The 22,998-nt window shown below is 72.5% G+C and carries 21 protein-coding genes; 11 read left to right on the top strand and 10 right to left on the bottom strand.

What is annotated here, in order from left to right:
* Window positions 1–159 precede the first annotated feature (159 nt).
* From AB0D29_RS25180 to AB0D29_RS25170, 3 genes are all read left to right on the top strand, one after another.
* Window positions 160–807, top strand: a complete 648-nt coding sequence (locus AB0D29_RS25180; RefSeq protein WP_362857225.1) for a DUF4328 domain-containing protein — start codon at window positions 160–162, stop codon at window positions 805–807.
* A gap of 277 nt (window positions 808–1,084) precedes the next feature.
* A complete protein-coding gene (locus AB0D29_RS25175) occupies window positions 1,085–2,137 on the top strand; it encodes a hypothetical protein (RefSeq protein ID WP_362857224.1) in 1,053 nt (350 codons plus the stop codon).
* A 97-nt stretch (window positions 2,138–2,234) separates the two neighbouring features.
* On the top strand, window positions 2,235–3,242 hold the full coding sequence (locus AB0D29_RS25170) for a hypothetical protein (RefSeq protein ID WP_362857222.1): 1,008 nt from the start codon (window positions 2,235–2,237) through the stop codon (window positions 3,240–3,242).
* 537 nt (window positions 3,243–3,779) lie between these two features.
* On the opposite strand, the gene AB0D29_RS25165 is transcribed toward AB0D29_RS25170, so the two are convergent.
* Together AB0D29_RS25165 and AB0D29_RS25160 are read right to left on the bottom strand one after the other, a co-directional pair.
* Window positions 3,780–4,382: a TIGR03086 family metal-binding protein gene (locus tag AB0D29_RS25165; RefSeq protein ID WP_362857221.1), complete on the bottom strand. Its 603-nt coding sequence runs from the start codon at window positions 4,380–4,382 to the stop codon at window positions 3,780–3,782.
* Window positions 4,383–5,006: 624 nt separating this feature from the next.
* The gene (locus tag AB0D29_RS25160) at window positions 5,007–5,168 is read right to left on the bottom strand and encodes a MerR family DNA-binding transcriptional regulator (protein WP_362857220.1); all 162 of its coding nucleotides are present in this window, start codon (window positions 5,166–5,168) and stop codon (window positions 5,007–5,009) included.
* 335 nt (window positions 5,169–5,503) lie between these two features.
* On the opposite strand from AB0D29_RS25160, the gene AB0D29_RS25155 reads away from it, so the two are divergent.
* Together AB0D29_RS25155 and AB0D29_RS25150 are read left to right on the top strand one after the other, a co-directional pair.
* Complete coding sequence (locus AB0D29_RS25155) at window positions 5,504–6,373, top strand: MBL fold metallo-hydrolase (RefSeq protein WP_362857218.1); 870 nt, start codon at window positions 5,504–5,506, stop codon at window positions 6,371–6,373.
* A 53-nt stretch (window positions 6,374–6,426) separates the two neighbouring features.
* Window positions 6,427–6,885, top strand: a complete 459-nt coding sequence (locus AB0D29_RS25150) for a hypothetical protein (RefSeq protein WP_362857217.1) — start codon at window positions 6,427–6,429, stop codon at window positions 6,883–6,885.
* Window positions 6,886–6,945: 60 nt separating this feature from the next.
* On the opposite strand, the gene AB0D29_RS25145 is transcribed toward AB0D29_RS25150, so the two are convergent.
* On the bottom strand, window positions 6,946–7,383 hold the full coding sequence (locus AB0D29_RS25145; RefSeq protein WP_362857215.1) for a DUF3592 domain-containing protein: 438 nt from the start codon (window positions 7,381–7,383) through the stop codon (window positions 6,946–6,948).
* 391 nt (window positions 7,384–7,774) lie between these two features.
* Here AB0D29_RS25145 and AB0D29_RS25140 point away from each other — a divergent pair, with 391 nt between their 5' ends.
* Window positions 7,775–8,923, top strand: a complete 1,149-nt coding sequence (locus AB0D29_RS25140; RefSeq protein WP_362857214.1) for a DUF475 domain-containing protein — start codon at window positions 7,775–7,777, stop codon at window positions 8,921–8,923.
* Window positions 8,924–9,015: 92 nt separating this feature from the next.
* Here the strand turns inward: AB0D29_RS25140 and AB0D29_RS25135 are convergent, their stop codons facing one another.
* On the bottom strand, window positions 9,016–10,371 hold the full coding sequence (locus tag AB0D29_RS25135) for an ATP-binding protein (RefSeq protein WP_362857249.1): 1,356 nt from the start codon (window positions 10,369–10,371) through the stop codon (window positions 9,016–9,018).
* A 118-nt stretch (window positions 10,372–10,489) separates the two neighbouring features.
* A complete protein-coding gene (locus AB0D29_RS25130) occupies window positions 10,490–11,167 on the bottom strand; it encodes a response regulator transcription factor (RefSeq protein WP_362857213.1) in 678 nt (225 codons plus the stop codon).
* 135 nt (window positions 11,168–11,302) lie between these two features.
* Here AB0D29_RS25130 and AB0D29_RS25125 point away from each other — a divergent pair, with 135 nt between their 5' ends.
* Window positions 11,303–11,929: a hypothetical protein gene (locus AB0D29_RS25125; RefSeq protein ID WP_362857211.1), complete on the top strand. Its 627-nt coding sequence runs from the start codon at window positions 11,303–11,305 to the stop codon at window positions 11,927–11,929.
* Between the two features lie 42 nt (window positions 11,930–11,971).
* On the opposite strand, the gene AB0D29_RS25120 is transcribed toward AB0D29_RS25125, so the two are convergent.
* The gene (locus tag AB0D29_RS25120) at window positions 11,972–13,192 is read right to left on the bottom strand and encodes an FAD-dependent monooxygenase (protein WP_362857209.1); all 1,221 of its coding nucleotides are present in this window, start codon (window positions 13,190–13,192) and stop codon (window positions 11,972–11,974) included.
* A gap of 107 nt (window positions 13,193–13,299) precedes the next feature.
* On the bottom strand, window positions 13,300–15,213 hold the full coding sequence (locus AB0D29_RS25115) for a hypothetical protein (RefSeq protein WP_362857208.1): 1,914 nt from the start codon (window positions 15,211–15,213) through the stop codon (window positions 13,300–13,302).
* Window positions 15,214–15,773: 560 nt separating this feature from the next.
* Between AB0D29_RS25115 and AB0D29_RS25110 the strand changes: the two genes are divergently transcribed.
* Together AB0D29_RS25110 and AB0D29_RS25105 are read left to right on the top strand one after the other, a co-directional pair.
* A complete protein-coding gene (locus tag AB0D29_RS25110) occupies window positions 15,774–16,352 on the top strand; it encodes a sigma-70 family RNA polymerase sigma factor (RefSeq protein ID WP_319732568.1) in 579 nt (192 codons plus the stop codon).
* Window positions 16,353–17,272: 920 nt separating this feature from the next.
* Window positions 17,273–18,052, top strand: coding sequence for an IclR family transcriptional regulator C-terminal domain-containing protein (locus tag AB0D29_RS25105; protein ID WP_362857247.1), 780 nt, complete (start codon window positions 17,273–17,275; stop codon window positions 18,050–18,052).
* Window positions 18,053–18,097: 45 nt separating this feature from the next.
* On the opposite strand, the gene AB0D29_RS25100 is transcribed toward AB0D29_RS25105, so the two are convergent.
* The 3 genes from AB0D29_RS25100 to AB0D29_RS25090 form a co-directional block, all read right to left on the bottom strand.
* Window positions 18,098–20,302 carry a helix-turn-helix domain-containing protein gene (locus AB0D29_RS25100; protein ID WP_362857207.1) on the bottom strand — a complete coding sequence of 735 codons (2,205 nt, stop codon included), beginning with the start codon at window positions 20,300–20,302 and terminating at the stop codon, window positions 18,098–18,100.
* 4 nt (window positions 20,303–20,306) lie between these two features.
* A complete protein-coding gene (locus AB0D29_RS25095) occupies window positions 20,307–20,546 on the bottom strand; it encodes a hypothetical protein (RefSeq protein WP_362857205.1) in 240 nt (79 codons plus the stop codon).
* A 465-nt stretch (window positions 20,547–21,011) separates the two neighbouring features.
* Window positions 21,012–21,473, bottom strand: coding sequence for a hypothetical protein (locus AB0D29_RS25090; RefSeq protein WP_362857204.1), 462 nt, complete (start codon window positions 21,471–21,473; stop codon window positions 21,012–21,014).
* A 72-nt stretch (window positions 21,474–21,545) separates the two neighbouring features.
* On the opposite strand from AB0D29_RS25090, the gene AB0D29_RS25085 reads away from it, so the two are divergent.
* The gene (locus AB0D29_RS25085; RefSeq protein ID WP_362857203.1) at window positions 21,546–22,385 is read left to right on the top strand and encodes a dienelactone hydrolase family protein; all 840 of its coding nucleotides are present in this window, start codon (window positions 21,546–21,548) and stop codon (window positions 22,383–22,385) included.
* A 192-nt stretch (window positions 22,386–22,577) separates the two neighbouring features.
* Window positions 22,578–22,997: a hypothetical protein gene (locus tag AB0D29_RS25080; protein WP_362857202.1), complete on the top strand. Its 420-nt coding sequence runs from the start codon at window positions 22,578–22,580 to the stop codon at window positions 22,995–22,997.
* Window position 22,998: the final 1 nt, after the last annotated feature.

The raw sequence follows: 22,998 nt of genomic DNA, 5'->3' as shown, positions 1-22,998 counted from the left end.
AGTCCGGCGCGCCCTTTTCATGTCCTGTACCCGTGGGGGTTCTTCCGCATGTCCGCAGCTCCGGCCGGCCCACCGGCCCCGACCTCATCCCCGGCCCCGACCTCATCCCCGTCCCCGTCCGTCGCGGCCGGCGTGCAGGGCGAACGGCTCCGTGCGCCCGTGGGCCTGGCCATCGCCCTGGCTGTACTGTTTTCGCTGGTCATCGGGCTCGCCGCGTACGCCGTGTACGCCGACTGGAACATGCGCACGCTCATGGAGCGGCTTCTCGCGGATCCCGCCACGGTCAGCGATGCCGAGCTCGACCGAGGCCAGAGACTGACCGGTCTGGTCGGCACGGTCCAGGGCAACGCCATGATCGTGACGGGCATCGTCTTCATCGTGTGGTTCCACCGGGTGCGCACGAACGCCGAAGTCTTCGCGCCCGGCGCGGACAAGCTCGCGCCGGGCTGGGCGATCGGTGCCTGGTTCGTACCGTTCGGCAACCTCTGGCTGCCGTACCGGATCGCCGTGACCACGTGGGGGTCGAGTACGCCCCTCGGGGCCGACGGGGGATACCGGCGGTTCCCGTTGACCCTGGTCAACCTCTGGTGGGGCGTGTTCGTCCTGTCCAAGGTCCTGGGGTGGTACGGGGGCATGTCCTACGGCCGTGCCCAGAGCCCTGACGGTGTGCGCGACGCGGCCACGACGATGCTGGTCGGTGACGTTCTCGACATCGTGGCGGCCTTCCTCGCGGTGCTCTTCGTGCGCAGGCTCACGGCGATGCAGCACGCCAGGGCCGCGCAGGGGCCGGTCATCGCGGCGGTGTAGCCCCGTTCCGTGCCGACTGCCGGCCGGCACCGCAGGCACCGAGGCCTGGGCGTGGTACGCCGAGCCGGCCCGGCGGGGTGTCGCGGGGGAACGGGAGCACGGGCGGGGGGCGATCACCAGTCCGCCGGAGGCCGCCGTGAACAGCAGTGGCCGGGACGTGGACGTGCCGACGTGCCGACGGACCGACGGACCGACCCGGCGTTTGCCGGGCCCGTCCGAGAGGATCGAACGGTGGGGGCCCGATGACGCCGTACGGGGCACGGCCTAGGGTGTGCCGGTGATATTCAAGAGGAAGCGGAAGGCTGCGGGCCTCACCGCCGCTGTGTCCGAGCTGGAGGAGGCAGTCGCCACTCGTGATGGCGACCGCACCGAGCGTGCCTTCACCACCGTGATGAACAGTGTGCAGTCGGCGTCGGACCCCGAACGTGTTCTGGCAGGGCCCCGGTTGGCGGCCCTGCTCCCCGCCTTCCCGCCCACCGGCCCGCGGCCGATGCTGGCGATGGCGGCCGGATTCTGCGTCGAGCGCGGGGCGGATCCGGTGGCCTGCGCCGAGCCGATCCTCGGCGGCGTCCACCAGGACTTGCTCGACGCTCTCGAGTTCGCCCGCCGCTGGAACGCCACAGGGGCAGCCCAGGACGAACTGCCGGAGCCGGACGAGAACATCATCGACGACGCCCTGCTGGCACGCCTGGGCGGCGACGTGCACGAGGCCACGCGGCTGGCGCTGGCCTGGTGCGCGGCGGAAGAGTGGCAGCCGCCCGCGCTGGCCGTACTGTGCCGCAGCGCCGAGGTGCGCCGCCGGCACGCACCCGCCATCCTTCCCACCTGCCACGCCCTGGCGGCCCTGGAGCGGCACGACCTCAAATGCCTGGCCTACGCGCTGGCAGTTCTGGACGACGAACCCCTCGTGGTGCTCCACCGGCCCACCGGAACCGGGTTCGAGGTGCGCATCGGCGGCATCGGGGACAACTTCCAGTTGCACACACTGCTCGCCCACGTCCTCGTCGGCGGCGGATACGTCCCCGGCACCAGGCCTTCAGCGGAGAGCGTCCGCCTTGCCACGGACCCCGAGCCCGCCCAGGGACGTACCCAGGTCATCGCGACAGGGGCCTTCGAACTCCTCGCCCCGGACGGCGAGCGGATCTGGAACGAGGGGCTGCCCGACGACATCCCCGTGGTGGAGGGACGCCGCCTGCTCGTGCTCGACGATCCGGCATACCAGCGCAGCTGGAACGCTGACCGGTTCTTCCCTCACCTCCCGGGCTCAGCCGAGCTGGCCCGCGTCCTGACCGAAGAGGAGACACGGACCTGGTTCGCCCGCACGGCCTGACCGCCGGACTGGGCTGGGGCATCAGAAACGAGAATGAGGCCCGACCCGACCCGACCAGATCCGGCGAGGAGTTGGCTCGGCCCGTAGGGTCGTGGCCATGGCTCGCACTACACCGCCGCGTCCGTTCGACCCGGAAGTCCTCTTTCCCGCTCTGGCCGCTCACCGCGGCACGACCACCCGGCTCCATCCGCGGCCGGGCGAGCCGTCCGTGACGGACAGCCATGTGGGCGGCCCGCTGCTCTGGCCCGCGGACACACCGTGGCCGGTGTGTACACACCCGCACCCGCGTGACCGGGGGCGGCGTCCGCAGGACATCCGGCTCGAGCGCTTCCTCGGCGAGTTCTGGCTGCGTGGTGGCGGCAAACCGGCCGGCGAGGAGAAGCAGGAGCTGCTCGGCGCGCTCCAGGACGAGTACGAGGTGGCGGGACTGGAGGACACCGAGCCGATCCCCCTGCTCGGCGTGGCCCAGTTCCATCGCAGGGACATCCCCGATCTCCCGGCCGGCCCGGACGGCTGTGACCTCCTCCAGCTGTTCTGGTGCCCCTTCGACCGCCACGGTGAGACCGGCTACGGAATGCACGTGGACCTGCGGTGGCAGCGCTCGCACGAGGTGACGGATCCGATCACCCGGCAGCCCGAGCCCGAGGTGGTCGGGTACGACGAATACGTGCCCGAGCCCTGCGTACTCCACCCCGAGCAAGTGACCACGTACCAGTACGTGGGTCTGCTTCCGACAGAACTGAACACTGCCATCACGGACTGGGAGAGCCCGCCAGGGCTGCAGCGCGGTGCCCGCCCCTGCTACCAGTACGACCTCTCGATCCCTCCGGGCTGGAGGATCGGAGGCTTTGCGTCCTGGCACGTGACCGACCCGTACCCGATGGACTGCGCCTCCTGCGGACAGGCGATGGCGCTCGTCCTCACCGTCGACAGCTCTGAGTGGGACGGCGGCACGTACAGCTGGATCCCGGTTGAGGACGGGCCGTCGGCCAGGGAACGCAAGGAGGGCATGCCGACGAAGGTCATCGTCGGGCGCTGGGGCGAACTGAACGTCTTCGGCTGCCCGGCCGACCCTGCCCACCCGCCCCGGTGGAGCGTCCAATAGCCCGCCTTCCGCCCGAGACCCACGTTTGCCCCGACGTCCTCAGACGCTCGCGCCGGCCACGGCCCCGTACGTAGCGGTGTCCACACTCTTCCCTCCAAGACGGCAAGGCGCAGGGCAAGCAGGTTGTCACCGTCGCGGCATCCGGACCAGCCGGCGCGGACGCGCCTGCTATCGCTGTCCGCGCCGTTTTCCTCGCGCGCCCAGGTGCCGGCCGGTGCATCGCACCGGTGGGGTCCCGTTCTGCTGGTGACAGGCGGATCTCCGGCGGCCACGGGCCCATCTGCCGCCGGGTCAGGGATACTTCCGCCTGCCGCCCCGGTGGTCCCCGCCGCGAAGATCCTGGTGACCCGGGCCCGCGCCGCCGCCCTGCTGAGCGTGGGCGCGGTGCACCGTGATGCCGGGCGTGGCGATAGGCGCAGGTCTGGTGAGTGAGGGACCGCGGGATCCTCAAGGACGGCCGCGCCGATCCCCGCGGCCGGAGCGTGCGGGCCACCTCGGCCGGCCTGCCCACCCTCGATGGACAGCCGACGGCCTGCATCACGCGGACGTCGGAGGTGTCCAATCCGGATCGCGCCCGCTCAGCCCGACTGCCCGGGCCAGCAGCGGGGCGTCGTCCGGTACGGGCACGACGGCGCCGAAGATGCCGCCGCCGCGGCTCTCGTCCTCGGCGGCCGCCAGGAGGAACGCGTGCGAGGCGCCTAGCGCGGCTTGATCGGGTGTGTACTCCTGGCCGGTGGCCCGGGCCAGGTCCCAGCCGTGGATCACCAGTTCGTCGACAGCGACCGCACCAGCGATTTCGCCGGGCAGGTCCACGCCACCTGCGCGGGTCATGCCGGTCCAGGCGGCAGGATCCCTCCAGGCCTCGGCCAGCTCGCCGAGGACCCGGGGCAGTTCCTCGCGCCATCCGGAGGGCAGGGCGGACGCGGTGGGGTCGGGGGCCGTGTCGGTCGTGGGGCCGAGATCCTTGCGGGCGGCGTCGCGGAAAGCGACCGCGAGGCCTGTGAGGTGGTTCAGCATGTGGCTGACCGCGTACTCGGGGCAGGGCGTCGGATCGTCGAGCCGGGCGTCCGGGACGCCGGCCGCGAGACGAGCCACGATCCGGGTTTGTGGTCCGAGGTCGAGAGTCATCGCATGGGTCATCTGCCGCTCCTTCGGGGCGATGGGTCTGAAGGGTAGACCGGCGGCGGAGCCCGCACTCATCGCAACGCGGGCCGGACGTCAACCCGGCAGATTGGCTCGCACGTTTGCCGGACCGACGTCTCCCGTGTCGAGGGGATCGTGGTCAAGGCCCGGCTCGGCGAAGGCTCGCCGCTCCGGCCGGATGCCGGCCGGGGTGCGGGTAGCCCGCATCGAAATGGCCTGCACGGGTGAGGCCCGGTGCCCAGAGCGCTCTGGGCGCAGCAGTACCACCGGGCCGCCCCAAACCACCTTGGTGACCGCGCCCAGCGGAGACTTGGTGGCCTACTGCCAGGGTTGGTACGACGACGTCAACGCAGCCGGCGCGTCCGAAACGGTCGGCACCCATCCCGACCACCGCCATCAGCGCCTTGGACGACCAGACACCGTCTGCCCGTACCGTCGCGGCCGGTCCGGGACGCCCCTTGCACCCCGGACCGGCCGCTGGGACTTTGCAGGCGAGGCTCTGGCAGGGCGTGGACCGGCCCGAGGCGCACGAGCAGGGGCCTGAGTGGCGGCGCCCGGCCGAGCCGCCAGGAACCGGCGGCGAGCACGGCCAGAAGGCGGCAAGGGCGGGCAGCCGGCCCACTACATCCGCAGTGCGGTCACCGTGTCCTCGCCGTACAGGCGGTGGGCGGCGTTGCTACGTGCCGGCGCGGCCAGCAGGCCGCGCCGCTCGTAGTAGGGCAGCGTCTGCGCGTTCGCCCCGGCCGCCTCCGCGACCTGCCCGCTGCGCAGGCCCGTACTCACCGCGCCCTTCTGGCGGCAGCGGTGCGGGCGGCGAGAGCGTTCAGGACCGTCTCGTGCGCCTGGTCCACGGCGAGCTCCAGCCGGACCCGGCCCTCGGCCGGGGTGACGTCGAAGGTGACGCAGCAGCGTGCTGCGCGCGTGGCGCATGTGGGTGCGGAGCGTCTTTGCAGGTCCTCGTCGCACGGCCGACATGACCCTCAAATCGACCGGGTCGGGAGAACGCGTCGGGACCGGAACCACAAGGTAGGCAGGGCCTACCGGTTCCGGTCGGGGGTGGGGTATCCCTGAAAGGCGGCCCCGATCGGGGTCGTTGCCCCCTGGGAAGGACACTTGCCGTGGACGGCTGGTACGTGGATGAGCGCTGCTTCAACTGCGATGTCGCACGACAGCTCGCGCCCGACCTGATCGGCGAGGCTGAAGGCAGGTCCAAGATCCTGCGCCCGCCGCGCGATGAAAAGGAAACGCGGGACTTACACGCAGCCGTCTTCGCCTGCCCCACCCGCTCGATCCGCCCCTTCTCCGGTCAACCGGACCAGCGACTCGACCCCTTTCCGATGGCTTTGGACAGCGGCGTACTCCTGTGCGGGCACAACTCGAAGCACACTGCCGGGGCCAATTCCTACTTGCTTCTGCGGCCATCCCGCACGGTCATGATGATCGACACACCGCGCTGGAGTCGGGAACTCGCCGAACGCTACGCAGCAGTGGGCCCGATCACCGATGTGCTGCTCACCCACCGCGACCACGCTGCACACGGCCGCCGCTACGCGGACCATTTCGGCGCCCGGCTGTGGATCCACGAGGGCGACCTCGATGCGGCGCCAGACGCGGACCAGGTGATCCGGGGTCTCGAACCCCTGGAGATCAGTGAGGGGGTCACCGCACACCCGCTGCCCGGCCACACTCAGGGCAGCGTGCTCTACCTCGCAGATGACCGGTACTGCTTCAGCGGGGACAGCTTCTACTGGTCACGCACCACCGGCGATTTGGAAGTCGCGGACAGTGTGACCTGGTACTCCATTGAGGAACTGGCCAACTCACTGGCGAGGACGGCCGGACGGCTCCGGTTCGAATGGGTGCTGCCGGGCCACGGCGATCGCCGCTGCCTGCCCGCGGACGAGATGTCCCGGCGGGTGCGAGGACTGGCAGAGCGCACTCGGCAGCTGCAGCCTCGCCCGGTCGACTTCGCCGCCGTTCGCTGGTGAAGGGGCCGCCCGACACGGCCCTCTCCGGCACCGCCCGGGTGTAGTCGCCGCTGATGGCCGGCTCGGCGGCCGTTTCCAGCGGCAACGGCGGCGAGGTGAGGAACCAGCCCTGGAAGCCGGGACAGCTCGAGGCACCGCTCGGCCGACCCTTGTGGCACCCCCAGGAACACGCCGCTATTGAACACGTTCAATCGAACGTGTTCAATAGCGGCATGGAAAGAGCCCACTGGATTCAACGGGTCCTCGCTGCAGTGGCGTTGCTGGCCGCCGTACGCGTGCCGCTCGCCAACGACTTCCTCCGGCCGACCGTCATGGCCGCCGTGGCAACTGCCGTCCCCCTGCTCCTCCAGCACCATCAGCGGGCCTTCTCCCTTGCCTGCACGGTCATCGGTATCACCCTCCTCGCGTGGGGGTTCTGCGCCCTCTTCTCAGGGATGGCCGCGTTCTGGCCGTCGGCTCTGCTCCTCCTGGCCGCCGCTCTCGGGAACCCTGGCAGGGAGTCATACGGGTAGCGCCAGCCGGAACCTCTCCTCTGCTGGTTGCGTGCTTGCGAAGCAAGAAATGGCTCGCCGTCAGAGTGTGGTCAGCACCGTGAGGAAGACGCCGACCAGCCCGAGGCCCACCAGGAACAAGAGGGTGATCACCGTGCGCGCGGTGCCCCGGCCCGCTTCGACGAGGACTGCTCGTTCCGGGTTGGACGGGAGATAGCGGAGTCGCATCTGCGCGCCCAGTGGCCGTCGCCGGTCGGTGTCGATGTCGAGGCGGTACTCGCGCCCGTCGGCCGCACGGAAGCCCACGATGGCGTGCTGGAGGCCTGCCCGGCCCTGGTCTCCCGGTAGCACGTAGGCGTCCAACACCCTGCCCTCGGCAGGTAGCCCTTCGTTGAACGTCTTGCGGACGAACAGCCACCGCCTGTAAGTCCGCACCGCGAGCGCGACGGATAGCGCCATGGCGAGGAGCCCGACAGAACTCAGCAGCAGCCGGTGGCCGTTCTCGCGCAAGAATTCCATTGCGCCCTTCCACGTCGACCTACCGCCGGGCCACTGTCCGTGGCGCTGCCGGACGAAATCCTACTGGCTCTGTCTGCCGCAAACCCCGGGCAGCGCCACCGGCGACCGTACTGGTCGCGGCTGCCCCGGCCTGGCAGCTGATTTACCGGGGTGACCCGGACGACGTGGCCGCGGCAGTGGCTGGCGCCGACGGGTTCGACGTCTGCGGTCCACCAGGTGGCGGTGCCGGTGCCGTTGAGGATGTGTGGATCGGGGGTGGGGTGGCGTGCGGGGAACGACTGGCTCGGGGAGATGTGTCCGGGCTGCGGGGCGCCGATCTAGACTTCAGGTCAATGTTTAGTAAAGCCATGTGCGGCGCGGGGGAGCCCCGTACACGACGATTGGGTAGCCAGTGCTTCTGAAAACGTTCGGCTGGTCGTTCGCGGTCACCGCGCTCGGCCTGATAGCGGCGGTGTTATACGGGGGGTGGGCAGGCTTCGGGATCGTGGCGATCCTGTCCATCCTCGAAATCTCGGTGTCCTTCGACAACGCCGTGGTCAACGCCGGGATCCTGAAGAAGATGAATGCCTTCTGGCAGAAGATCTTCCTCACCGTCGGTGTCCTGATCGCGGTCTTCGGGATGCGCCTGGTCTTCCCCGTCGTGATCGTCGCCGTCAGTGCCAAGATCGGTCCGATCGAGGCGGTACAGCTCGCGCTGGACGACAAGGACAAGTACCAGCAACTGGTGACCGACGCCCACCCGTCGATCGCTGCCTTCGGAGGCATGTTCCTCCTGATGATCTTCCTTGACTTCGTCTTCGAGGACCGCGACTTCAAGTGGCTCGCGTGGCTGGAGCGCCCGCTCGCCAAGCTCGGCAAGATCGACATGCTCTCCGTCTGCATCGCGCTCATCGTGCTGCTCGTTTCCGCGATGACCTTCGCCACTCACGCTCACCAGTACGGCGGCGTCCACGCGGACAAGGCGCAGACCGTCCTGATCGCCGGCATCGCCGGCTTGATCACCTACCTGGTCGTCGGCGGTCTCTCCGGTTACTTCGAGAACAAGCTCGAGGAAGAGGAGGAGCGCGAGCACGAGGCCGAGGAAGCGGCCAGGACGAGCGGCACGAAGGTCCCGGCGATCGTGATGGCCGGCAAGGCCGCGTTCTTCCTGTTCCTCTACCTTGAGGTCCTGGACGCGTCCTTCTCCTTCGACGGCGTCATCGCCGCCTTCGCGATCACCAACGACATCGTCCTGATGTCGCTCGGCCTCGGCATCGGCGCGATGTACGTCCGTTCGCTGACGGTCTACCTGGTCCGCCAGGGCACCCTCGACGACTACGTCTACCTGGAGCACGGCGCGCACTACGCGATCGGCGCCCTCGCCGTGATCCTGCTCGTCACCATCCAGTACGAGATCCACGAGGTCATCACGGGCCTCGTCGGCGTCGTCCTGATCGCCTCGTCCTTCTTCTCCTCGGTCCGGCGCAACCGCAGGCTGGCGGCGGCCGAGGCGAAGGGCGCGGGGTCCGACGAGCGGGCCGAGGTCTCCTCCGGAGTCTGAGCCGGGCCGCTGGTGAACGGAACGCCCAGTGGGAGGACGTCCGCCGCAGGGGGGCCACCCGCCGGGTTCTGGCCACCCCGACAGCGGGTGCGTCAGAGCTGACGGGTCACCGGCAGCCGCAGCACCAGCCGTGCCCCCCGCGCGGAGTCCTCGGCCGTCAGGGTTCCGCCGTGGTGGGCACTCAGGTCACGCGCGATCGCCAGCCCCAGCCCCGCCCCGCCGTGGTCGCGGCTGCGCGAGTCGTCGAGCCGGGTGAAGCGCTCGAAGACCCGCTCCCGGTCCGCCGCGGGGATGCCGGGGCCGTCGTCGACGACCTCCAGCACCGCGCCGCGTGCGGTGGTGCGCAGGGTGACGTGCACGCTGCGGTCGGCGTAGCGCTGCGCGTTGTCGACGAGATTGGTGACCACCCGGCCGAGCCACAGCGCGCTCGCGGTGACCTCGACGTCAGCTTCGAGGTCCGTCCGTACGGGAACCCGGTCGCCGAGGCGGCCGTCCACCACCTCGCGCACCAAGGCGGTCAGGTCCAGCGGGACGGCCGCCACCGGCTGCGCCGCGTCGATGCGCGCGAGCAGCAGCAGATCGGCCGCGAGGTGCTGGAGCCGTTCGATGTCCTCCAGGGCGCCGCCGATCAGCTCGGGCCACAGCTCGGGGTCCCGGACGGCCAGGGCCACTTCCAGCTGCGTGCGCAGGACGGTGATGGGGCTGCGCAGTTCGTGGGAGGCGTCGGCGATGAACTGCCGCTGGCGGATGCCGGATGCCTCCAGCCGGTCCAGGGTGGCGTTCATGGTCTCCGCCAGCCGGGCGACCTCGTCGTGGGTGGCCGGGACCGGCACCCTGCGGTGCAGGTCGCGGTCGGAGATCGCGGCGACCTCGGCGCGGATCTCCTCCACCGGCCTCAGCGCATGACCGGTGACCCTCCACGTCACCAGGGCGACCATGGCCAGCAGCAGGGGCATGCCGATGACGAGGGCGGCGGTCGTGGTGTCGTCGGCCGCGTCCGCCTCCCGCAGCGAAGCGCCGGCGTAGACGGTGGCCGGCCCGTCCGGGGTGTCCGTGATGACCTGGACGACCCGCTGACGGTGTTCGCCGCCGAACGGTCGGACCTTCCAGGTGTGGACGCGGGCCCCCGGCAGCCCGGGGACGGCCGGCGGGAGCGGGGGCACGTCGAGCAGGTTCGGGCTGGCGAACAGCACCCGCCCGTCGGCGCTCACCACCTGGACGAACTCGACGCCTCGGGCGGGCGCGCGGACGCGCCCCAGCTTTCCGGCGGCGGCGAGCTGGGCCACCGTGTCCGCCTGCCGCCGGGCGTCGTTCTCCGCGTTGCGCAGCAGGTTGGTTTCGAGCAGCCCGAGCAGGGCGAACGAGGCGAGCGACAGCGCCGCGGCCACCACCACACTGGCGCCCACGGTGGCCCGGGCCCGTACGGTGGTGGGCCACAGCCGTCGCAGCGCCGGCCAACGCCTCAGGGCCGCGCCCGGCACCGCCCGCAGGGCGCCGCCCGCCCGGTGCCGGAGACGGGGAAGCGTACGGGGGCGGGGAAGCGGGCGAGCGCCCGCGCCGGGACGCTCAGCCACCGTCGACCGCCAGCCGGTACCCGGCTCCGCGTACGGTCTCCAGCGCGGCCCGCCCGAACGGGGCGTCGATCTTGCGGCGCACGGCGCTGACGTGGACCTCGACGACGTTGGGATCGCCGTCGAAGGCGCTGTCCCACACCTGCTCCAATATGTCCCGTTTGGGCACCACCTCGCCGGAGCGCCGGGCCAGGTACTCCAGCACCGCGAACTCCCGTGCGGTCAGCCGGATCTCCGTGGCGCCACGGGAACAGGAGTGCCGGGCCGGGTCGAGCGCCAGGTCGCCGAAGCGCATCACCTGCGGGCGCCGGCGGCCCGTACGCCGCCCGAGCGCGCGCAGCCGGGCGACCAGGACGAGGTAGGAGAACGGCTTGGACAGGAAGTCGTCGGCGCCGGTGTCCAGGGCCTCCGCCTCGTCGTACTCGCCGTCCTTCGCCGTGAGCATCAGGATCCCCGACTCGTTGCCGGCGGCGCGCAGCTTCGAGCAGACCCGGTAGCCGTTGAGCCCGGGCAGCATGATGTCGAGCACGATCAGGTCGTAATCGTGCTCGGTGGCCATCCACAGGCCCTGGGGCCCGTCGTGGGCCACGTCCACCGAGAACCCTTCCGACTGGAGCCCCCGCTGCAGGGCCACGGCCAGCCGTCGTTCGTCCTCCACCACCAGTACGCGCATGCCGGACAGGATCTCAGGCCCGGCCCACCGCACGCTGAAGAGGTCTTCAGGTGGCTTCAGCGGGGCTTCAGCATGCGCTCAGCATGCTCGGGAACGAGCCGGGCGCGGTGCCCGGTTGTTCTGAGGAGTGCCTGTATGTCTGATTCTGTCCCGCCGCCGTCCGAGCAGCCCGAGACCGCGCCGGAGGCCGGAGCCCGCAAGCGAGCGGCTCTGGGCCGCCTGGTGCCGCGTACCAAGACCGCCCGCTGGGTGGCGGCGGGCGCGGCCGTGGTGGTCGTCGGCGGGGGAGTGGCGGCGGTCGCCGTGGCCGAACGCCACGACGGGCCCGGAGACCGGGGGCCGCGACTCGTGTGGGCCGAGCCCGGCGGGAAGGGCGGGTTCAAGCACGGCCCGCAGGGCGTCGAACCGCCCCACGAGCGCAAGGGCGGCCGCGGCGGTCCGGAGGTGTCCGAGCGGCGCGCGGAGCCCTTCGGCCCCGGCGCACCGGACGCACCCGGAGTTCCCGGTGCCCCCGGTGGGAAGGGGGGACCGCACAAGGCCGCCCCGGCGCCCCTGCCCTCGCTGGCCATCGGCGATGCGGCCGACAAGGCCGCCGCGGCCGTGACGGGCGGGAAGGTGGAGAGCCTGCGCGTGATCGCGCAGGACGGCGGCGGCAGCGCCTGGCTGGCCGTGGTCCTCGGACCGGACGGCGTCCGCCACGCGGTCACCGTCGCCGGCGCGGACGGCACGATCACCAGTAACACCGTGATCAACGGCCGGTAGCCGGGTAGCGCCGACCGGCCGGTGGGTGGTGGCGGGCCGGGTCTACGGAGCCAGCGCCTGGCCCCCGATGCCCGGGGCCCCGGCCAGCTGGCCCTGCCACCACGCCGCCATCCCGCCGCCGTCCATGGCCGCCCAGGCCGGGGTCTCCTCGACCTGGGCCCGGCCCAGCCGGCGGGCCAGCGCGACCAGTTCCCGTCCGGCGGCGCCGCGGGACTCCTCGTAGCCGTGCAGCAGCTCCTCGAAGGACCCGGCGCGGCGCCACCCGTCGGCGAGGGCAGTGGCGTCCTGCAGGGCCTTGGCGGCGCCGCTCGTGTTGTGCGGGCGTACGACGGTGGCCGCGTCGCCCGCGAGCAGCAGCCGGCCCGCGGCGGTGGGGGAGGTCTCCAGGTCGTAGATGGGCTGCACGAAGGTGTCCGCCGGGGGAGTCAGCGCGAGCGCCCGACCCCAGTACGGCGGGAACTCCCGGTCGAGCAACGCGCCCAGGTGCTCCACGAGTTCGGGCGTCAGCGCGCCCGGCGGGAAGCTCGTCGGATCGTCGAAGCGCAGCCGGCCGTCCTGCGGCGGAGGGGCGTAGAGCACCCAGTTCACCCGCGGCCCGTCCGGTCCCGGGATGCGGTAGATCACGCAGGTGCCGCCCGCGAAACAGACCGTGGTCACCGCCTCCGGCAGCGAGTCGGCATCGCTGCCGAGGCCGGTCAGCCGCGCCGCGTCGACGTTCCCGCGCCAGCACACGTACCCGGCGTAGTGCGGCCGGGACCGCGGGCAGAGCGCCTCGCGCACCACCGACCGGTACCCGTCGGCGCCGACGACCAGGTCGTACCGCTCGACGGAGCCGCCCGCGAGCCGCACCTCGGCGCCTGCCGTCCCGGCCGCGCCGACGCCCGTCACCGCCACCCCCTGCCGGTAAACCACCGAGTCCGGGACCGACTCCCGGAGCCCGCGCCACAGCAGACCCCAGTGGTAGGAGTGGAAGGGGAACGGCTGCTCCCACACCACCCTCCCGCCCGGCCCCGAGGTGTCGTCCCGCACCACCCAGCGGCGCCGCTCCAGCCGGTGCGCCGCGATCCCCGCGGGCAGCGCCCCGCTCGCACCGAGCTCCACGGCCCGCTCGTTGTGGATGCACAGGCCCACGCCCCGGTCCTCGAGCCGCCCGCGCGTGCGCTCCAGCACCACGACCTCGCCGGCACCCGCCCGCGCCACCGCCGTGGCGACCGCGCAGCCTGCGATGCTCCCGCCGACCACCGCAACCGTTCCGCCCCGCATGTCCGCCTCCCGACGAAGCACCCTGCGCGTGAACCGCGTTCACAGGCGCATCACGTTACTGAATCCCCGGCCCCACCACCGGGTCCGCACGTCGGATTCCCGCCAAGTCAGCGGCCGCCCGTGACCGCCCGCGCCGCCGCGGCCGGCGGGGTCGGCTGCGGAGAACCCTGCAGCGCCAGCGCGGTGAGCACCACCAGCGAGTCCGTCCAGCCCAGCGGTGCGACCGAGGACGGCAGCCCGGCCCCGTTCACCGTTTCGGGGAGCTCGCCCAGCCCGTTGCGCTTGGACAGCACCCAGTCGAGCACCCGTCCGGCCCTCGCCTGCTCGCCCGTACCGGACCAGGCGAGGGCGAAGAAGGAGGTGCTGGCCGTCCACGCGTACGACCCCCAGCTGAAGGAGGGGTCGTTGCCGGGCGAGACGCCGCCGTTGGGCAGCAGCAGCGCCCGGTAGGTCGAGTCGAGGGCCGCGCCGAGACCGGGCGGGGCGGCGTTGAACGGGGGCGCCATGAAGGCCACCGCGCTGTCCCGGCCGTGCCTGCCGTCCACGGTCCGCTGGTACCCCAGCGGGGCGAAGCGCGCGGCGATCCCGGCGGAGAGCCGCCGCGCCGCGTCCCCCCAGCGCGCCGCGTCCTCGGCCGTGCCCAGCCGGGCGGCCAGGTCGGCCGCGGCGTTGAGACCGGCCAGCAGGGGCGCGGCCGTACCGATGTTGGCGGTCGTCGTGTCCAGCTCCCAGTAGTCCGGGGACGCCGGAGGCAGCCCGTCCGGCCCCAGGGACCCCGCCGCGTAGTCGGCCGCCTTGCGCACCATCGGGTAGAGCCGGCTCAGCCGTTCGTCCCTGCTGCCGGCCGGCGCCGCCTGGTACCACTGCCACGTCGCCCACGGCACCCAGCCGTTGCCGTCCAGCTGCCACTTCCGCGCGTCCGGCGGCCCGCTGCCGTCCAGCTTGGTACGGGCCTCCCAGGTACCGTCGGCCCGCTGGGTGAGCGCGTCGTAGTCCAGGATCCGGTACGCCTCCTCGTCGTGCCCGGTGGCGGCGAACGCGGCCGCGGCGAAGGCTCCGTCGCGCGGCCAGGAGTACTCCCACGGCGGCGACCAGCCCGCCGCGAACGCGCCGTTGGGCTTCAGCAGCGCCCGCATCGACAGCAAGGCGCGCTGCGCCGCGGCCCGTTGCGCGGCGGTGGTCCCCGGCACCCTGCCCGCGGCCAGCCACGCACGGCTCTCGTTGACCTGGGCGACGGCGCCCGGGTCGTCGGCCTCCACGACGGCCGACGCCGAGGCCCCGTCGGGCAGGTACCGCCACCGGCCGGAGGGCAGGCGCAGCACGTTGCTCCCGTCGACGTACGAGGCGCCCACGGCGAAGGAGGGGAGGACGGCCTCGGTGTCCACCCGGTTGGTCAGCAGGCCCGAGGTACGGGCCGCGAGCGCGGAGGTCGGTACGTAGCAGGGCTCGGTCTCCCCACAGCGCTCGCTGCCGGTGGGGTTGACGTGGAAGGCCAGCCGGGAGGCGTAGGCGTGCCAGCCGCCCCAGTACGCCCTGTCGTAGTTCCAGCTGGTCAGCGAGCCGGGCACGGAACGCGTGGTGCCGTACCAGGCGATCGGCTTGTTCTCCGCGGTGCTCGCCTGGAGGAACAGGTAGTACGTGGTGCCCGGGGTGACGGCCGCGTCGACCGGGAACTCGACCCAGCCGGCCCCGGCGCCGCCCAGGGCGGAGAGGTTCAGGGTCCGCGAGGCGATCACCGACCCCGCGTCCGAGCGCACCCGGCGGATCTGGGCGGTCACCGTGCCCGTCGCCGCCCCGCTGCCCAGCCACACGCTCACCCGGGAGAGCCGGGTGCCGGTCACCGTGAACTCCTGCGCGGCCGCGTTGTTCGTGGCCTTCACACTGAACAGCGCGGTCTCGTGGCGGACCTGGCCGTCGTACAGCGCGGCGGCCGCGGCTTTCGCGGTGTCCGGGAGCGCGGCCGGCAGACCGGTCAGCGCCAGGGAGAGCACGGTGGGCAGCAGACTCCTCGCGAACGCCATCGGATACAGGCCCTTCCTCTTCGACTGGCGCGCGCGGGGAGTACCGGCGCGCCGAGAGCCTCACCATGCAGGCATCCGGCCCCGGCGACGCGGGAGTCCGGTCGTGTCCCACCGGATTGGGCCGTAGCGACATCCGATCGTGTGAAAGAAACAGCGGTGGAGCCCGTGCGGGCGCACATCGGCGAAGGCGGCGCGGCCGGGTGTGCCGGGGGCGTGCGCGGGCGGACCGGGGCGTGCGCGAAGGCGGATGCGCTTCCTTCCGAAGATTTTCCGGGACCGGCTTGCACGATCCGGCTCGATTTCCGATGGGGTGGTGAGTGGGAGCGCGTTCGGCGCTCCGCGGCTGCTGGTCCGGGGGCAGGCACGCCGGTTAAGCATGGTCCATTTGGAAGGTTTCGCGCCGAAGTGAATGTTCCCGAGACGGTCGCCCTCGCGCAGTTAGCCGCCATCGCGGTCCGTTGTCGTGTGTTTCCCGTAGTCGATTTTCCCGTAGTCGCCGCGGCCGATGTGGCCGCCCCCGCCGCCCCGGCGGGGAGCGATGAACAGCCGTGGGGGAGCGTATGAGCGAAGGCGAATTCGATCCATCGGGGGACCAGGCGGTCTCCAGCGAGCTGGCCGGAGTGCTCCCGGTGGAGTTCACCGCGTTCCACTCCCAACAGCACCGCGCCTATCTGCGCTACGCCCACCTGCAGCTCGGGAACCCCAAGGACGCCGAAGAAGTCGTCGACGACGTGTTCACCTTCCTGCTGAAGGTGTGGCGCCAGGCGCTGAAGGAGGCGTCACTCCACGGCTTCGCGTGGGCCGTGCTGCGCGAGCACGTCGAACGGCGGCTCGCGGTCCTGGGCCGCCAGGTGGCCATGGTGGAGACGGCCTGGTTCGCCGCGCTGCGCCGGTCCTCGAGAGAGCGGCTGGAACTGCTGGAGTCGAAGCTCGGACTGTACGCGGCGATCGCGGGCCTGTCCGAACGACAGTACGACGTGGTGCTGTTGGCCTTCCTCCTCGGAAACGACTCCGACACCGTCGCCCGGATGATGGGGATCACCCCCGCGACGGTCCGCTCGCACATCCGCGGCGCACGCCGAACCCTGTCCCGCAAGCTCGGGGTGGACTGGATCCCCGGAGAGGAGAAGGACCAGTGAGCGACATGCCCTGCAACCGTGACATGCCGCTGTGCGACCTGGACGCGGCCCTGGAGGACGCGGCGGTACTCGCGGAGGAGTACGCCGGATACGACGAGGGGGCGGCCCGGCGCCGCATCGCCCGCCGGATCGTCGCCGACCGCGCCCGCTCGGCGAGCGGAACCGCCACCGGCGGAGCCCTGCCCGCCCGGGGGCAGCCGGCCTGGGCCGCCACCGACGACCTCGTCCTCGACGCCGCCTGCCACGTGCGGGCCGCCCGCGGCCTGGACGACCTCACGTGGTCCCTCGTGGAGAGCCGGGACTTCGCCGAACTCGCCCTGGACGCCGACTCCTGGCCGCACGGCCCGGACTCGGCCCTGCTCTTCGGCTGCCTGCTGCACCTGGCCGACCGGACGGACGCCGCGCAGTTCTGGTTCCAGTACGCGGCCGGGGCGGGCTCGCAGACCGCCGCCCGCTGCCTCTACCTCCACCACCTCGCCCGCGCCGAGGTCGCGACCGCCCGCTACTGGAACCACCAGGCCCAGACCCTGCCCCCCGACGAACACCTGCCGACCCTTCCGCCGGCCCCGGAACACCTCGAAGAAGCCCTCGAAGCCTCGGTCATCTGGACCTCTCCGCCCATCACCACCCAGGACCTCACCGCCCTCGCCGCCGGCCCGGGTCGGGCCGGGCGCCCTCCGCTGCGGCTGCCCGCGCGGCTGCGCCAAGCCCTCATGGCCCACCCGTACGAGGAACACCCCGACCTGGGGGAGGTCTTCACCCCCGGCCCGCAGGTCGCGGTCGCCGTCGCGCAGAACGCCCGGCTCAACCCCCTCCACCTGACGGAGGAGGCGAACGCATGGGCCCTCGAAGCACTCAAACAACCACACCTGACCCACGCGGCCCGTGGGACCCCCGAAGGGCGCCCGGCGCCCGCCGCACTGGAATCCGTCCACCAGGCGCTGCGCGTCCTGGAAGTCATCAACCGCTACTCGGGCGGGGTGAACCTGACCCAGATCGCCCGTGAGACGAAGCTGCCACAATTGGTCCTCGCCCGCGCCGTGGAACAGCTGATCCGAGCCAACCTGGCCACACCCATCGGACCGGACGCCTACCTCGCCGGCCACGCCCTCCTCCTGACCGACTCGGGGGGCGGAGAGGACCTCGGGCATCTGCGCGAGACCCTCGCATGGGTGCGGGACGCCGTCGGCGCCGCCGTCTACGTCGCCCGCTACACCGACGGGGAGGTCTCCATCACCCAGTACGCCGACGGCCCCGCCACCCCCGTGGTCGAGGAGTGGGTCGACTTCCGTGCCGCCGCCCACGCCTCCGCGGTGGGCAAGGCACTGCTGACCCAGCTCGACTACGACGACAGGAAGGACCACCTGGCCCGCCACCGGCTCACCCGGTTCACCGCCCACACCCTCACCTGCCAACAGGCCCTCTTCCACCAGCTCGACGCCCGCCCGCCCAACGCCCCCCTCCTCGACCTCCAGGAGTACGCGCTCGGCACGGTGTGCGCGGCCGTACCGATCACGGCGGGCCCGAACGCGGAGTGCGTGGCCCTGTCCATCCCGGTCCCCGACTCCGGCCGGCTGAAGCAGGCCGCCCGGATCCTGCAGAGCGAGGCGGCCGCGGTCTTACTCGCCCTCATCGTCGCCGGCAGCACCCAGCCCACGGCGCGCAAACCGGAGGACACCGTCCTCTCACCGACCGCCTAGCAGTACGGGGGCGGGCCCGCCGCCGGTGTCGGGCGGCGGGCCCCCTCATCCCGCCGGGCCCGGCCACCCTCCACGGCGGGCCGGACCCGGACCCGGACCCGGACCCGGACCCGGACCGGGGACCGGCTCCGGAGTGTTCTCGGCGTCGTGCGAGCCGACCGCGGCCTTCCGGTACCACCGCGCCACGGCGGGGTGCGTGAAGGACCAGCCGTTGCGCCCGGCCCGCAGGACGTCCGGGTCCGTCGCATCGGCGAGCAGGCCGAGCACGACCCCCGGGTACAGGCCCCACAGCGCGAAGCGCGACGTCAGCACCGCCCGCAGCCAGTGCCCGGTCACCGTGACGCCCAGCAGCACCGGCAGCAGCACCGGCAGGGCCCCGATGGTGAACCCCGGCAGCACCACGAACATCAGCAGGGGCACGCCGGCCAGCTCGGCCAGGAACCAGTGCGGCGCCGGCCGGCGCGAGCCTTCCTCGGCCAGCCACACCGCGATGGCCAGCAGCGCCGCGGCCGCGACCAGGGCGACCCGTTCGGCGTCCGCATCGGGACCGACCGCCGTCGCGAGGACCAGGGCCACCCCGGCGGGGACGGCCCGCAGCAGCCACGACCGCACCCGGCCGATGGGATCCGCCCGCGCGGCCCTGCGGTCCAGCCGGTGCCGCAGGTACACGTACCAGCCGACCCCGACGATCACCCCCGGGACGAGCGCCTCGACCGGCGAGGAGGAAGGGGACGCGGCGTACGCGTTCGAGTCGTCGCCCGCCTGCACGAGGCTGAGGAAGACCCACGACAGCAGACACAGCAGGACCGCCTGGACACCGGCCCGGAGGCGGGAGGGACGGCGCCCCCGGTAGAGCACCCGCAGGTCACCGACGGGCCCTTCCTCCTCCCGCTCCCGGCGGGCCAGCAGGTGCAGCGCCTGGTGGCGGTGCTGTTCCTGGAGCTGGTGCCCGCCGATGCCACCGTGCTGGCGGTACGGCGGGAACGAGCCGAAGAGGTGCTGGACCAGCCGGATTTCGAGGGCCTCGACGGTGGCGTCCTCGGCCACCAGCTCGGCCGGGACGGCCCGGCCGTCGGTGTACAGCAGCCTGGCCGCGCCCGCCAGCGTCGGGTCCGCGAGGACGGTGGCGGCCGGCAGGTCCGGGCGGGCGGCGAGCGCCGCCAGGACCGGCGCCCACTCCTGCTCCTTCGTACGGGAGCGCGAGCTGCGCTGGATCCAGCCGTCGAGGTCGTCGACGCCCACGGGGAGCAGCCGGACGCCGGCGCTCCCGGCGATGACGGTGTCGGTCTGCTCCACGGTCCGGGTGAACTCCGTCCACCCGCTGACGAGGACGAAAGGAGCCTGCTGCGGCAACTGGTTGAAGGCGTGCAGCGCCCGGCCGCGTTGACGCAGGGTCAGACTGTCGAAGTCGTCGAGGATGGGCAGCAGCCGGTGCCGCCCGAGGAGGGTCCGGACGTCCTCGGTGGTACAGCCGGTGAGCGCGTCGGCGATCCAGGCGAGCAGGCTGTCCGGGCCGCGCTCGGGTCGCCATCCGCGCAGGGACACCAGGACGGGCACCACGGGCACGGAGCCGCCCCCACCGCTGCTCCCGCTGCCGTCCGACGTCAGCAGCCGGGTGCCCAGATGGCGGGCGAGCTGGGTCTTGCCGCTGCCGCGGTCACCGAGGACCAGCAGGCGCCGCGTACCGGTGAGGGCGAAGACCTCCCCGATCTGGTCGTAGCGGCCGGTGAGATCGACGGCGTCGGATCCGGTGTCGGTGAAGTCGGGTCCGACGGTGGTGAAGCGCAGCGGGATCGGGGCCGGATGGGCGGCGACCCCCCAAGGCCGCCGGTCGGGGGCGAGGGTCCGCCAGGCGTCCCGTTCGAGCGAGCTGGGCCGCGGCCCGGCCGGGGTGTCCGGCGCGGGCCGCGCGGGCTCGGTACGGCCGGCCGGCGGGGCGCCCGCGGGCAGGACGAGGCGGGTCCGCTCGTACTGCGCGCGGGCACGACGGTGCCGGGCCTGCCACAGGTCCAGGTTGGCGTCCGGATCGCATGCGGTCACCCACGCCTTGACGAGTTCCCAGCGAGGCAGGTCCCGCCCGGTGGTGGCCGCGCTGAGCGCGCCCTTGCTCCAGTGGGTGAGGGTGTAGAGGTTGTCCAGGGTCAGCCCGGCCGCGGCACGGAGCTCGCGCAGTTCCTGCGCGAGCTCCGCCAGGGCCGGGACGGTGGTGTCGAGCGGCCGCTGTGGCCGCCCCCGCCGCCCCGTGCCCACGGCCCTACCGGCCGATCCGGTCGGGCCGGTCGCCGTTGTCGCCACCGTCGGCGGTGATCCGGCGGCCCAGCTCCAGGGCGGTGGTCGTCACCATGACGATCACGCCGAGCGCCGTGCCGGGGGAGTACCCGAGCCCGCCCATGACGGCCGTCACCACGGCCACCACCACAACCACGACGATCTTCACACCGAATACGGAGGGGCGCCCGCAGGGGCGCGGGAGGGAAACCGGTGAAATGACCACGAGGAGAACTCCTTCGAAAGCAACGGTCCGGAGGGAGTGCATCGCGCCTGCGCGGGCCCGCAGTTGGCGCTACGGGCTGTCCGCTCACGGCCCATGAGGCCGCGGGCGCTCCTCAACCATGCCCGAGCGCGGCATCCGGCAACACCACTTGTGGATAAGCGGACATGCCCGCCATTTCCGTGATGCCCGCCCTGCCGAACATTTCCCGGGCCCGGCCCCACGGCCGTGAACAATTCGCCGGCCCGCGGATCCTCCCAGCTCAAGGCCACCCCGGGCGGCCGGAGTCGTTCACGAAGAACCCGCCGCCCTGAACAACCACCGCGCGGCGCATACTGCTCCTGCGGCGGATCCCTGAAGATTCGCCACCGCTCGCGCGGGCGCCACGGTCCGGAAAACGCGCAGGCGGGGGCCGTTGGCGCGACCCCCGCCCCTGACACGAACGCAGGGGATCGACTTCGGCCGAGGTCAACCGTCCGCCGGCGAAGCGCGATGCGCGTGGAAGTCGTGGACGACGATCCAGTAGTCCTCGTCCTCCTCCGTGAGCGCGCACAGTCGCCGGCCGTCCGGGGACATCGCGATGATCATGCCGCCACCGTTCGGGGGCAGCGCGGCCGAGAGCGCGGTGCGCGCGGTGAGGCGCACGCGGACCCAGTCCTGATCGGCCCCGCGCACCAGGAAGCAGCCCTCCTCGTCGATGACGGCAGCGGCCCGCGCGTGCTCCAGCCACAGGCGGTCCGCCCGCGCGGATGCTTCCGGCGCCCTGCGCGGCACGGTGGCCCGCGGTTCGACCTCGACGTTCACGACGACCTGGAAGGCCCGCGCGTACGAGGGCGCGCCCTCGGCGGCGTACCCGGCCGCCGTCGCCAGCCCGGCCGGCGCCAGCTCTCGCGCCGGCGTGCCCGTGCTCGGTTCGCGCCTCGGCTCCATCCGTTGACCACCAGCCTCTACTTATCGGTAACTTCAGGGTGGCCCAGGAGAGTCGACCAAAGGAGCAGGCGCGTGTCAGACCACGACCTGACCGGTTTCACATCGTCCACGTTCACCCACGACGGCGCCACCCGCCGGGTGCTGCGCAGGGGCACGGGCCCTGCCGTGATCATCATGGCGGAGATCCCGGGCATCACCCCCAAGGTCATCGAGTTCGCCGAACGCGTGGCGGCGACCGGCTGCACGGCCGTACTCCCCGTCCTCTTCGGCGTGCCCGGCCGCGAGGCGAGCCCCGGCGCCGCCGGCTGGCCGACCGTGGGCCGCGCCATGGCATCGTCCCTGTGGCAGGTGTGCGTGAGCCGTGAGTTCACCGTGCTGGCCACGGGACGCAGTTCGCGCGTCGTGCGGTGGCTGCGCGCCCTTGCCGCCGCGGAGCACGAGCGCTGTGGCGGCCCGGGGGTCGGCGCCGTCGGCATGTGCCTGACCGGCGGATTCGCCCTGGCCATGGCCACGGACGAGCGACTGGTCGCCCCGGTGCTGTCCCAGCCGTCGCTCCCGCTGGCGTGTACCGCGAGCCGTGCGGGCGCCATCGACATCAGCCCCGAGGAGCTCGCGGTCGTCCGCGGACGCTGCGAGCGCGACGGGCTCCAGGTGCTCGGCCTGCGCTTCCGCGGGGACCGGCTGGTCCCCGGCGACCGCTTCGCGTACCTGCGGCGCGAGCTCGGCGACGCCTTCGTGGCCATCGAACTCGAAGACAGCGCCGCGAACCCCGCCAGTCCCCTGCCGCCGCACGCCGTCCTGACGGGGCATCTCGTCGACGAGCCGGGACAGCCCACGCGGCAGGCGCTCGACACGGTCCTCGACCTGTTCCGCACCCGGCTGCTCGGTGAGGAGCCCGCTGTCACGAAGTGACGCCCGCGGCCAGGCCCCCACGAGCGCTCGGGATCGATGAACCGGGTCGCCTCCGCGAAGGGTGGGGGCCTGCGGCCGGTGGGCGCGGCGCGTAGGCCGACGGAGCATCCAGTGGCAATCTGGGTGATATCGCCGAAATCCACACATTTTCGGACCCTCCGCACCCGGCCCTGCACGAGAGCGAGGAAGCTCATGCCGCACACGGATCTCTCCGCAGTCGAGGCGGACGTCAGGGCCTGGTTCGACCAGTACGTGAGCACCTTCATCGGCCTGGCCTCCGCCGGCCGTACCGACCCGGCGCCGCTGCTCGACTACTTCTCCGTACCGATCACCATGACCACCGACGCCGTCCACGTGGTGCTCGCCTCCGACGGCGCGCTCGCGGCCGCGCTCGCCAACGAGCTGCAGACCCTGCGGGACGCCGACTACGGCGGCAGTACGGCACTCGATCCCCAAGTCCGGGCCTTGAACGAGCGGTCGGCCCTCATCGAGGTGACCTGGGCGCGCAATGACAGCGGCGGGCGCGAGTTCCAGCGCGTGCGCGTGCTCTACCTCGTGGCCAGGACGGTCGCCGGGTGGCGGACCACGGCCTCGGCGATCCTCGCTCCCTGAC

It is taken from the genome of Streptomyces sp. NPDC048424 (assembly GCF_040651555.1).
Classification (GTDB): Bacteria; Actinomycetota; Actinomycetes; order Streptomycetales; family Streptomycetaceae; genus Streptomyces.
The sequence above is the reverse complement of the archived record's forward strand: the minus strand, read 5'-3'. Positions and strand labels throughout refer to the sequence as shown.